The sequence below is a fragment of the Synergistaceae bacterium DZ-S4 genome, from assembly GCA_025943965.1.
Classification (GTDB): Bacteria; Synergistota; Synergistia; order Synergistales; family Synergistaceae; genus Caenicola; species Caenicola nitritireducens.
In genome coordinates this window covers 1-12,890 of sequence record JAPCWD010000017.1, presented here as the reverse complement: position 1 = coordinate 12,890, position 12,890 = coordinate 1, and the positions used below count along the sequence as shown (strand labels likewise).

Below are 12,890 nucleotides of genomic sequence, written 5' to 3'. Positions count from 1 at the left end.
ATAAACTTTTGTGTTTTTGAAAGGAGGTAAAAATAATGAGCTTAAATGAAATAACTAAACAGGGGGACAGTCAACATAATAATCAAACAGTTAACGATAAGATAAAATCTGAATTTTTCAAGAAACTGTCTGAATCACAGAAATTTTCAAATAATGAAATTAAAGAAATTATGTTTCAAATATCTTCATGTCAAAAAGCAGATAAAATGGCTGAAGAAATTTTAAAAAGTATTGAGGGTACAAACAATGAAGTTAATTAACCTTCATATACTAAAATTTCGTGGAATTGTAGATCTGAATTTAAATCTTAATGGAAAAAATGCTGTCATCTTCGGTCCAAACGGAGTTGGAAAAAGCGCTGTCGTTGATGCAATCGATTTCTTATTGTTAGGTAAAGTTTCTAGATTAGCTGGAGAAGGAACTGGTGAGGTATCGACAGCTAAACATGCTCCCCATATTGGTATGAGCGCAGAAGAATCCAAAGTAACAGCAAAACTTGAGAGTAAAACTGGTGAAATTTTCACAGTTGAACGTTCAGTTGCTAATAGTGACATAATAATCATTAATCCTAATAACTCCGACTCCAACTTTCAAGAAATGGTCGCTTATGCACAAAGAGGAGCCCATTGCCTTGCAAGGCGTGAATTACTGAAATTTATTTTAACGACCCCTGCAACTAGATCTCAGCAGATTCAGATATTACTTAATATTTCAGATACAAAAACGATTCGTGACGCACTGACAAAACTTAAAAAAACAACAGCAAAAAATTTGGAAGAAACTGAACAATCTTTAGAGCTCTGTTATAAAGAACTTCAGAAAAATGTTGGTGCAAAATTAGATGAGCAGTTGCTTCATCATATAAATTATTTACGTTCAATCTTAGGTGGGGGTCCACTAACATCTTTGGGCGAGAGTTCTTTCTTAGAGGGTTTGTCATATGCCGATACAAAGGAAAACTTGGAAATGACTGCCTGTTTCCAAAATATTCTAGATCTTCAGAAGTATATTCCGACGATGAGTGATGTTCTGAAAGAAAAATTATCGCATTTACACAACATTGTAACGAAGATTGACTATGAAGATGCATCAATTAATAATTTTAATTATATTTCTCTTTTAAAATCAGGATTGGCAATGCTTGATGGTTCTGGTCGGTGTCCGTTGTGTCAACATCAATGGGCATCTGAGGCTGAATTACGTAGTATATTAGAAGATCGCAAAGAAAATAATGAACATCTATCTGAAATCTATGATGAATACCAAAAATCAATTGACGAACTATTAAGAGAGATTTTAACTTATAAATCAAAAATGGAATCTTCCCTACAACAAATAAAAAAGTATGACAATGATTGTGTCAAAGAACTAGAAAATGAAATTAGCATGGTTTCTAAGGCTCTTTTCGATGACAGCGGAAAATATGAGAATTTTAGACTAATAAATGAAGTTGTTCAAGAAATAATAAATCAAAACACAGAAATGCTTTTGTATCAAATCCAAAAACTGATTTCAATTTTGGGTCCACAAATAGATGATAAAAGCAAGGAAAAAAGTGATGCATGGCAAGTTCTTAACACAACTAATGGACTATTTCTCCAGATTAAAAATCTCAATGAAAAGATACCCTTAATTAGTTTGCAAAAAGAGAAAGCAACATTATTACTTGCAACGTATGACTCTGCTCAAGCAAAAGTGCTTAACGAATTATTTGTTTCAATTAGGGATCGATTTACTGAATTTTATAGAGAAATGCACAGTGACGATGAAATTGATTTCTCAGCTGAATTGAATAATGATGGTGCGGGTGTAAATTTAAGTGTTGATTTCTTTGGACAGGGACAATTCCCTCCAATGGCGTTTCATAGTGAAGGACATCAGGATAGTATGGGGATAAGTTTGTTTTTTGCATTAATGGAAAAACTAACAACATCAGAATCTGGTTTAGTAGTATTAGACGATGTTGTAATGTCAGTAGACATTGAGCATAGAAGGAAATTCTGTAAACTAATGAGTAAGTATTTTTCAGAACGCCAATTCATCATTACTACACATGATACTGTATGGGCAAATAATTTAGTAATAGAAGGTATAGTTCCTTCTGAAAACAAAATACATTTTTTAAATTGGAATATTAAAGAGGGCCCTATAGTGCAGACGGGTAAAAATATATGGGACATGACTCGGATGAAAGCACAAAACGAGATTCACGAAGCATCCGCTTTTTTTAGGAGAGAAATGGAATGTTTCTTTGAAAACTTATGTGATAAATTGAAGGCACGTATTCGCTATAACAGTTTGCACAAATGGGTTTACGGACAGTATATGAACGCAGCCTATAAAGAATTTCAGGATTTGATAAAAAATGCGCAAGGGCAAGCTGATTTGTTTAAAAATACAGATGCGACAGAACAACTCAAGTGTCTTTCTGATTCCTTAAGAAAAGAAATTACAGCAGTAAATCAAAATAACGGGGTAATTAATTGTCTTCTTCACTACAATCCACAATATGAAATATCAAAAGATGATTTACTGTCAGCAGTAAATGCAATGGAGAAACTTTGCAAATCTTTTGAGTGTCCTCATTGCAAAAATATAATATCGGTAAATTATTCAGGAGAGAAACCTATTGCTTTAATGTGTAAATGCGGTAAATATTCATTTCCTTTGAAATAGAAATGAATTAGCTCATCTCGATTTTACAAGCACCCACATGAATAAGCGCGTATTTGAACACACTGCTCTCAGTGTCCAGGTCGCTGTAAAACACAGAGGGGGCAGACCTACACAATTGACAAAATGTGGATAATGTTTCTTGTAAGCTAAAAATCCCCAGAATTGCAAAATGAAAATCCCCAGTTTTGCAAGCTGGAAATCCCCAGAATTGCAAAACGGCCATTGAAAGCACGACCGAAACCAAATACCCTTTTAGTGCGACCAAGCTCTAAGAGGGAGGAACGGAGGATGCTGACAATGACCAAAATCGATGATATCAGAAAAGCTTTTTTTGAGGAAGGAATCTCTATAAGCGAAATATCGAGAAAACAGTCTATAGACCGTAAAACGATAAGGAAATACATCACCAAGGATGACTTCAATCAACCTCAGTTGAAGCCGGTAATTAAAACTGAACAGCCAAAGCTCGATCCTTACAAAGGAATAATAGATGGCTGGCTCGAAAATGACAGGAAGGCAAAGAAAAAACAAAGACACACGGCACAGCGCGTATTCGACAGGCTGAAGCAGGAAGCGACAGGTTTTGACTGTTCATACCGAACGACGGCCAAGTACGTTAAGGCTAAAAAAGAAACAATGTACCGTTCAGGGAAATCGGCACTGCCGCTGGAACATAAAGCCGGAGAGGCCCAGGTGGACTTCGGTTCAGCGGACTTCTACGAAAACGGCAGGTTATATTCAGGTAAATATCTGAATCTCTCTTTCCCCTCGAGTAACGCCGGATACATACAGCTTTTCAAAGGGGAAAACATGGAATGCCTCCTGGAAGGACTTGCTGCAATATTCAAACGTATGGGAGGTGTGCCCCACAGGCTCTGGTTTGACAACACCTCGACCATAGTGACAAAGGTGCTTAAAGAAGGACACAGAGACCTAACGGACAAATTTCTGCGTTTTAAAGGACATTACGGCTTTACTGCTGTTTTCTGTAATCCGGATGCGGGAAACGAAAAAGGAAACGTTGAGAACAAAGTAGGTTATCACAGGCGCAATATGCTTGTCCCAATACCGGAAGTGAAGGATCTTGAAACATACAACCGCTATCTGCTCAAGAAGTCGGAAGAGGACCATGACCGTGAACACTATCGTTATGACCGGAGCATAGCAGAACTTCACAAAGAGGATCTAAAAGAGCTGCTTCCTCTGCCAACGGCAGAAAATGCCATTGGGGTCAGACCTACACAATTGACAGAAAGGTATCTGTATGAGTAATCAGTATAGCTTGGCTAGGCTGAAAGAGAGATTGCTCAGTGCTGGTTGCAAGCTAAAATCCCCAGAATTGCATAAAGGTCACTGTAAGCATGACCGGACCATTATTTCAGACACCTCATTTTGCACCTGCTAGGACTTTACACAAAATTTAGGATAGCCCCCACAGGGTCCGAAGAGCTTTGTTTTTATGTTTGTGATTTTTGTGCTGATAAGCAAATAATCATTCATATCAACTTTAAACAATGAAAGCAGGCGCTTAAGTTGTCAGGACAATCATATCAGTCATTTCTATTCGATTCTGAAGAACAAAAACCGAAGAAGTATGTGCCTGAACTTGATAAATTATATGCTGAGGTAGGTTCGTTCCGAAAAAGCAAAGATTACATGAAATTGCTTAACTTCATTAAAAAATTCCCAAAGATAGCTCCGTATAATGCAATGCTCGTCCGTATCCAAAGACCAGGAAGTGAGTTTGTAGCTTCAGCCTCTGAATGGGAAAAATTATACAACCGTAAAATTAATCCGGGTGCTATGCCGCTAGTGATTCTGCAAATGTTCGGACCTGTTGGTTTTGTTTTTGAGCTTGGCGATACATATGGACCGAATCCTATTCCTAAAGAAATTTTGGATCCCTTTGGTGTCGTTGGCGAAGTGTCAGAAAAGATGTATCACACTACTATAGAAAACATGAAGAACGATAGAATAATTTATTGTGAAGCAAAATATGGCACGGGAAGGGCAGGTCAAATCAGCTCAGTATCCGGCAAAAAGCTAACAAGAAAATATAAAAATACCGAGTATAGGTCTAAAGCAAGATACGAAATGGTTGTAAATTCTCAACATAAGCCCACGACTAGATTCGCTACGATGCTCCATGAACTCGGACATTTATACTGCGGTCATATTGGTACACCAAATAGCAAATGGTGGAAAGACCGCAGGCGATTTAATCTTTCGTTGGAAAGCATGGAATTTGAGGCTGAAAGCGTATGCTGGCTTATTTGCGAGAGATTGGGAATTGAAAATCCGTCTGCGAAATATTTGGAAGGCTACACAAACGAAAACGGTGAAATCCCAGATGTAAGTGTGGACACAATTCTTAAAGCTACAGGTTCAATTGAATCTCTAATTAAAGGAAATGTTATGCCGCATAGAAACAAGGTTGAGAAGAAAATACAAAAAGACCCATATCACGAGATAATTGTAGAGGTCGATGATTAGTGTATAGTCTGTGTGTGCTTTTTAGAAATCACTTTGACAAGGGGGATAAAAATATGAGCAAGAAGTATATGTCTTTGTTCCTAGTATTTACAATTATTTTTACGTTTGCGGGTCCAGCGTATTCAACTGTAATTTATCCACCGGGAACTGCTCCGGCAATGCAAGGCCCATTGTATGATGAAAATGGAAATGAGTATCATTACAGTCCTGGCCATGGTGGCTACATGTCGAATGGCTCAATGCTGCCATCGGGGCATCCTCTTTATGATAAAAAAGGAGGGAAGGGCAACGTCTACTATGCTGGGGAATCATCGCAACAAAATTATCAGAGGTCATCTGAGGTTTGGACTGCACTTGGTGCCTTTCTCGGTTTTATGATAATTAACGCAATAGTTAATAATGATCAAACTGAAAACAAAAATGAAAACACTCAATACCCAGTGTCATTACAAGAGGATATAGACAAGCTTGCAGAAAATGAGAAACACTATGTGACTCGCACTGTTGGGAAAATAGGAGTAGGCAATTTTTTGACTGCTCTTCAAAAATATTGTCAAGAAAAAAACATGCCTCATAGCAGTAATGTTTACAACAACACCGTCTGTTTCTCATTTTTAAATAATGAACAAAACCAAGAGCAGAGCAGAATATATACCGAATATACTTATTTGTTTAACTCAAATACCAACACTTGCGACATTACTGTTTCAGCACCGTCAGTCAGGCTTTCAAAATCAGTACAGGTGGATTATGTTGAGCCTACGCCTCGTAATTTCAATGAGTTCGGTTTAAATTTAATGAAAGAGCCAGGTATTGTTAATGGTTATGTGGGATATTACGTAAATGATATTACTCCAATGAGTCGTGCACATAGATTAGGTATAAAAAAGAGCGACCATATAATCAAAATCAATAATTATTGCATGACGTTGGATGATGACCAAAAAGTTGTTTTTGAAAATATGAATAATCCAACCTATAAGGATAAATATCCTTCTACGTTGTATATTTTGAGACACGGTATCATAGAACATTTCACAGTTAGAATGTAATAAATTATCTATTTAAGGAAAAAACTGTTGAGTAATTTTTATAAATAGACGGAAAGTGCTTCAGGGCATTTGAAAAATGTCCAGTTGATGCGGTGAGGGTGTTCAGAATTAAACGGTCTAGGTGTTCAATTTGACGCGGCGTATGTACAGTAAAGGTGGTTATGCCCGAATGCCGCTTGAAATAATCAGGAATGACATCACAAAAGTACATGCTGACGCCATCGTCAATGCGGCAGATCCTTCCCTGCTGGGTGGGGGCGGGACCGACGGGGCCATCCACAAAGCGGCCGGGCCGGAGCTGCTTGCTGAATGCAGGGCTCTTGGCGGCTGCAAGGTTGGGGAAGCTAAGATAACCAAGGGATACAGGCTGCCCGCAAAATATGTGATCCACACAGTCGGCCCTGTCTGGCATGACGGATCAAGCGGGGAAGAAAAAGTGCTTTCGGACTGTTACAGAAATTCCCTTGAACTGGCAAAGAAGCACAAGCTTGAAAGCGTTGCCTTTCCCCTGATCTCTTCCGGCACTTTCGGGTATCCCAGAGACAAGGCCTTGTCGGCCGCGATCTCTGCAATAGGCGAATTCCTCCTGAAAAACGACATGACGGTCTATCTGGTCGTCTACGACAGCGCATCCTTCATGCTGTCAGAAAAGCTTTTTTCATCGATCAAACAATACATTGACGACAATTACATAGAAGAGCGGGCATCCGACTTCACAAGGGAGAGGATAAGGGAAAATTTTGCCCGTGATTCCGCAAATGCCGCCCGCAGGCGTGAAAGAAGCCTTGATGATGTCGTCAAAAACCTGGATGAGACTTTTTCACAGATGCTGCTGCGCCTCATTGACGAAAAGGGCATGAAGGACTCAGAAACATACAAAAAAGCAAATATTGACAGAAAGCTCTTTTCAAAGATAAGGAACGATATCTATTACAAACCTTCAAAACAGACTGCGGTGGCATTTGCTGTTGCGCTGAAGCTCAATCTGGACGAAACGCGTGATTTTCTTGCAAGAGCAGGATTCGCTCTTTCAAAAAGCTGTTACTTTGACATGATCATCCAATATTTCATTGAACATGAGAACTACGATATATTTGAGATAAACGAAGCGCTCTTTGCTTTCAAACAAAACCTTATAGGAGCCTGACCTTTTTTACGCGGGAAATTTGTCGCCTGATAGGCGACCATTTGACTTTTTCGGGGTGTTACCATTCGGTCACAACATCTGACAGGGAGGTAATACCATGAAGAAGGACCTTACAGAACTCGTATTCATCATCGACAGAAGCGGATCAATGAGCGGACTTGAAAGCGACACTATCGGCGGATACAACGCGATGCTTGAGAAGCAGAAAAAGGAACAGGGCGAGGCCGTCATAACGACAGTTCTCTTTGACGACAAATATGAATTGCTCCACGACCGCATCAACATCAGGGGAGTGGAACCGATAACCGAAAGGGATTATTTTGTCAGGGGATCTACAGCACTGCTGGACGCCGTCGGCAAGACCATCAACAAAATCGGTCGCGTACAGAAGCATACAGCGGATAATGAGAGAGCCGAGAAAGTTATGTTCGTAATAACCACAGACGGGATGGAAAATGCAAGCAGGGAATTCTCGCGTGAAAAAATCAGAGAGATGATAACGCACCAGAAGGTGAAATACGGATGGGAATTTATTTTCCTGGGCGCGAACATCGACTCGGCTGAAACCGCTGAAAGTTTTGGCATCGGCAGGGACATGGCCGCGGATTACAACGCTGACAGCGAGGGAACCAGGCTGAACTATGAAGTCATAAGCCAGACCGTAAGCGATATCCGGGCACGGCGGGCGATATCAAAAGAGTGGAAAGAACGCATCAACGAGGACCGAGAGAGACGCGGCGGGAATTAAGATCCGGCTGAGCAGTCCTAAGAGCGGTCAAACTATCGTCAAACGTTGTCAAACAGTAGTCAAACGGTCGTAAATAAGGGGGAATTTGCAGCCCTTGGCTGCGGAGAATTCGCGACAGATGTCGCTGGAGAATTTGCTCGCTTCGCATCGCGGAGAATTTGCCGGGAGTACCATCCGGCGGAGAATTGGCCCTCAAATCATAAATCTTGAATTCTCCGCGCCCATCCTCGTCTTTTCCGAGTGTTTTAATCGGGAATCCAGGGACTTATGTTCAGACCTTGGAAATACGGTTACAGCCTAAATTCAGAGACGCTGGATCCCCGATTTGATCATTCGGGGACGACGGAAGGGGACCAAGGTCAAAATCAGAACCAGGATCCCGCCCGCAGCATGAACAGGAAGGATATCATTTTGCAGCATCTTTTAATGTCTCATGACACCGGTGCGCTGACAGACAGCAGTAAAGAATAAGACCTCCACGAATAGTACAGACTGGATTTGCTATAGTTTATTAGCTTGATTGGAGTGAAGGAAAATGGAATATCTCTATGATGATTTTATTGCCTGGATGAAGAAGCAACCTCAAAAAAATAACCCTAATAAGACATATAAAGAAGTGACAATACAAGCTGCTGCATATAAATTGAAATCTGGCATGAAATCCCTTGGGATAACTGAATATGCTGATACTGACTGTTTTTTGATAAAGGATGTTCACGAATTTCAACGTTTACATGATAAATGTTATTCTGCCGCAGAAAAATCGGATAAAAGCAACGGGCATAGCGATTTTAGGAATGGGCTTGACTACTATTTGAAATTTTTAAAAAGGAGAAACAACATGAATGAAGTAAATTCTACGGACAAAGTCTTCAAAAATCAGGAAACCCAAAAGTCAGACGGAAAGAAAACAGAGATAGGGAAAAATTTGATCCTCTATGGTGCCCCAGGTACCGGAAAAACTTACAGTTCTATTCAATACGCGGTGGCGATCATTGAGGGAAAACCGATTGAAGAAGTTAAAACTGAGGGTTATGAGACGGTATTCAAGCGTTATCTGAAATACAAAGATGATGGTTTGATCGCCTTTATAACTTTCCACCAGTCTTTCAGCTACGAAGAATTTATTGAGGGCATAAGGCCCGTTGTCTTGTCTGAAGAGAAGAGCGAATCGGCAAGCGAGATCGAATATGAGGTGCATGACGGTATTTTTAAAGCGTTTTGCGACAAGGCCGGAGCGCCTGTAAGAAATGGGACAAGCGTTGATTTAGGGTTAGGCAAAAATCCGAGTGTGTGGAAAGTTTCATTGGAAGGTACCGGAGATAACCCCACTCGAAGCGAGTGTATGGAGAAAGGCCATATCCGCATTGGATGGGATGGATACGGTGAAACTATTTCTGAGACTGCGGACTTCAATAAATTTGGCGGCAATAATGTTCTGAACGCTTTCTATAGCAAGATGCAAATAGGGGATATCGTTATGTCTTGCTATTCCAGCAAAACGATAGACGCCATAGGTGTAGTGACCGGGGATCCAGAGTGGCACGATGAATATGGACACTACAAACGGGTGCGAAAGGTAAATTGGCTTGTAAAGGGGATCAACGAGGACATCGTTGACCTTAATGCAGGGAAAAGTATGACCCTTTCAACAGTATATAAATTATCCATCTCTGTCTCCGATGCATTGCAGATAGTTAAGAAACATAGTCCGGACCTGTTCGGCCAGGGAGTTAAGATCCCGAACCGAGTCTTTATTATCGACGAGATCAACAGGGGAAACATTTCAAAAATCTTTGGGGAACTTATAACTTTGATCGAGCCGTCAAAGCGTATCAATGCAAGAGAAGAGCTGAGGGCTACCCTGCCTTATTCCGGACAGAATTTTGGAGTGCCCGACAACGTCTACATAGTAGGTACTATGAATACCGCAGACCGGTCAATTGCGATCATTGACACTGCTCTGCGCCGTCGGTTCAGCTTTGTCGAAATGCAGCCTGAACCTGCATTGCTTCACGATGTTTTCGTAGATGGCATTAATGTTGAGAAAATGCTCGAAACTCTAAACAAGCGCGTTTCCGTATTGCTTGATCGTCATCACACTATCGGACATTCCTACCTGCTACCTCTTAAAAAAGGCCCAACGATCAATAATCTTGCCGGGATTTTTGAAAACAACATAATCCCGCTTTTGCAGGAGTATTTTTATGATGATTATGAGAAGATCCAGTTTGTATTGGGAGACAATCAGAAGGAAGATGACAGCACCCGGTTTATCATAAAAAAGAATGATATTCATGAACTGTTTGGCAACACAGATTTTAATTTCTCAGAATATTATGAGGTAAACAGGGAAGCATTCATGAGGAATGGGGCCTATGCCTTCCTGCAATAAGACCTACACCATAACCGAATATAGCGGGTTTACCCGCGGTGTGGAGGCATTTGGCTATGAAGCGCTTCCCCAAAAGACCTTTGACGCGTTAGAGGCCTTTATCCTTGCTAACACAGATGACGGAGAAACAGGAGCCGTTGAACTGCTCTCTCTTTCCGCCCGTCGAAGTGTGGGCAAGGTTATCACCGCCCGAAATTATGTTGGGCTTATTACTATGACTGACGGAACTGTGATAGAGATACTTCCAAAAATCAGTGGTGCCGACATATCTCAAAAAGAAACGAAGCAAATTTTTCTTGAGATGCTCAAAACACTCAACGACGTGAATTTTAAGAATTTCAACGTTTCCAACCTTTGGACTGACCGACTGGACCTCTTCGAGATCTTCATTAAGATGTTTCTGGACGAGGTCACAGTTCTTACTAAACAGGGTCTAAAATCTGCATATACGACAATAGAGGCAAACGAGAGGTTCTGTAAAGGCAAGCTGTTGACATCACAGGACATCAAGCACAATTTGGTTACAAGGGAACGCTTTTATGTAAGTTATGACGATTTCAATATCAACAGGCCGGAGAACCGGCTGATCAAGACTACGCTACGTTTTTTGCTGAAAGCTTCTAATGATATGCAGAACCGACTATATGCCACTCGCCTGCTGACTTTCTTTGAGGGAGTCGAATATTCCGTCAATTGTGACGGTGATTTTTCAAAATGTTTTCCTGACCGGAGCATGAACCATTACGATCGGGCCCTGTCCTGGTGTCGTATCTTCTTGAAAGGCAACAGCTTTACAGCCTTTGCAGGAAGCCATGTGGCCCTTGCGCTTCTTTTCCCCATGGAAAAAGTGTTTGAAAGTTTTGTTGCTGCCAAGTTTCGCAAGCTTGTTTCGAGAAAGGTCAGTGTCAGGACACAGGATACAATGTACAGCCTTTTTGACAGCCCGAATCGTGCCTTTGCACTTCGCCCCGATATCGTACTGGAATTTGAAGGCCATAAAGTAGTCCTGGACACCAAGTGGAAGCTGCTTTCAGACAAAGCACCGAATTGTGGCATTTCACAGTCTGACATGTACCAAATGTACGCTTATGGCAAAAAATACGAGGCGGAAAGAGTTGTCCTTTTATATCCGAATTCGGAAAAAGTGAGCAAAACCAACATCGCATATGTCTCAAACGACAAAGTTAAGGTCGATGTTTCTTTCATCGACCTCAGAGACACGGATAACAGCATTAAGAAGATTTTGTCCCAAATCTGCTGAGGTATTTTTATGCTGGATATGTTTAAGGAAAAAGGTGTTTCTTAAATGATAAATGACCGGGTTCTTTACGAGGTTCATATTTCGATGTTCGGTGCTCTGGATTTGGGAATAGGCGTCGAGGTTATGCCCCTGCCAAAAGAAGATAGCTCCCTGGCGAGGGCGCACGCGGTCATATACGTTGCATCTGAGCGTGCTCACAAACTGGAAGGAGTGCTTGCAAGAGAGACACCCGACGGATTCATCTGGGAATGGAAGTCGAGCAATGAGATTCCAGCGTCAAGGATAACTTTCAAGGTCTGTACGCTCGAAAGGTTCAACGAGTATTGGAAAAGCAAGGTGCCGCAAAATCCGGACATCCGATACGAAGAAGATTTGCACGAATGGTTTCGTAGACATTACCTTTTTGATTAAACAAATATCGGATTGGGCAAAGTTGCCTGTGTTCTAAAAAAACTAGTAATAGAGTGAGTTTGACGCCACTGGATCCCCTATTTGATCACTCGGGGACGACGGAGAAAGATCTGCACTGAAACGACCTGATGAGAATTTACGTCTAATATAATATTAAATATTATTTCAGCCGAAAGCTGCCTGATTCGGTCAGGTGGAGAATTTAAGATTTATGCTTTGATGGCCAATTCACCGGCGGGGAATCCGGCAAATTCCCCGCCGGATGCAGTCTAAGCCTGTATTCACGACTGTTTGACAACGTTTGACGATAGTTTGACCGCACTTACAAATGCTTAGCTATTGCTTAGCCATGTCCTGAAAACTATTGCTTGCCAACCGCTTGCCTATCGCTTGCCGGGCCACCCGCCCCATCCGCCCGCTTGCCAGCCTTATTGCTATTGCTCAGCCGCTTCGGGCGAAGGCCTCAGATCATCATAGATCACGACCCGGTTCCGGCCACTGTTCTTAGCTGCATACAATGCCGAATCCGCAGCCTTTATGAACATTTCCAGGTCAACATTGTTTGGTTTTATGCAGACTGTGCGAAACGCGTTTTTTTAGAGCCACCGGATCGCAGTACAGAGAGCCATTGGCGCACGGAGATCAGAGCCGGCGGCGCGGGGCCGAGAGCCATCGAAGCAAACACAAATATAAAGAGCCACCTGAGT

General features: G+C 41.4%; 10 protein-coding genes. All 10 read left to right on the top strand.

Annotated elements, in window-relative coordinates; translation table 11 throughout:
* Positions 1-35 precede the first annotated feature (35 nt).
* The gene (locus OLM33_09370) at positions 36-260 is read left to right on the top strand and encodes a hypothetical protein (protein MCW1713861.1); all 225 of its coding nucleotides are present in this window, start codon (positions 36-38) and stop codon (positions 258-260) included.
* The gene (locus OLM33_09365; GenBank protein MCW1713860.1) at positions 247-2,676 is read left to right on the top strand and encodes an AAA family ATPase; all 2,430 of its coding nucleotides are present in this window, start codon (positions 247-249) and stop codon (positions 2,674-2,676) included. The genes OLM33_09370 and OLM33_09365 overlap by 14 nt, the downstream gene beginning before the upstream one ends.
* 297 nt (positions 2,677-2,973) lie before the next feature.
* Complete coding sequence (gene istA, locus OLM33_09360) at positions 2,974-3,948, top strand: IS21 family transposase (protein ID MCW1713859.1); 975 nt, start codon at positions 2,974-2,976, stop codon at positions 3,946-3,948.
* 261 nt (positions 3,949-4,209) lie between these two features.
* The gene (locus tag OLM33_09355; GenBank protein ID MCW1713858.1) at positions 4,210-5,169 is read left to right on the top strand and encodes an ImmA/IrrE family metallo-endopeptidase; all 960 of its coding nucleotides are present in this window, start codon (positions 4,210-4,212) and stop codon (positions 5,167-5,169) included.
* A 53-nt stretch (positions 5,170-5,222) separates the two neighbouring features.
* Positions 5,223-6,221, top strand: coding sequence for a PDZ domain-containing protein (locus OLM33_09350; GenBank protein MCW1713857.1), 999 nt, complete (start codon positions 5,223-5,225; stop codon positions 6,219-6,221).
* Between the two features lie 169 nt (positions 6,222-6,390).
* Complete coding sequence (locus tag OLM33_09345) at positions 6,391-7,368, top strand: macro domain-containing protein (GenBank protein MCW1713856.1); 978 nt, start codon at positions 6,391-6,393, stop codon at positions 7,366-7,368.
* A 97-nt stretch (positions 7,369-7,465) separates the two neighbouring features.
* Positions 7,466-8,116: a hypothetical protein gene (locus tag OLM33_09340; GenBank protein MCW1713855.1), complete on the top strand. Its 651-nt coding sequence runs from the start codon at positions 7,466-7,468 to the stop codon at positions 8,114-8,116.
* Positions 8,117-8,651: 535 nt separating this feature from the next.
* Positions 8,652-10,511, top strand: coding sequence for an AAA family ATPase (locus tag OLM33_09335; GenBank protein MCW1713854.1), 1,860 nt, complete (start codon positions 8,652-8,654; stop codon positions 10,509-10,511).
* The gene (locus OLM33_09330) at positions 10,495-11,772 is read left to right on the top strand and encodes an McrC family protein (GenBank protein ID MCW1713853.1); all 1,278 of its coding nucleotides are present in this window, start codon (positions 10,495-10,497) and stop codon (positions 11,770-11,772) included. The genes OLM33_09335 and OLM33_09330 overlap by 17 nt, the downstream gene beginning before the upstream one ends.
* A 45-nt stretch (positions 11,773-11,817) precedes the next feature.
* Positions 11,818-12,183 carry a hypothetical protein gene (locus OLM33_09325; protein MCW1713852.1) on the top strand — a complete coding sequence of 122 codons (366 nt, stop codon included), beginning with the start codon at positions 11,818-11,820 and terminating at the stop codon, positions 12,181-12,183.
* Positions 12,184-12,890 lie beyond the last annotated feature (707 nt).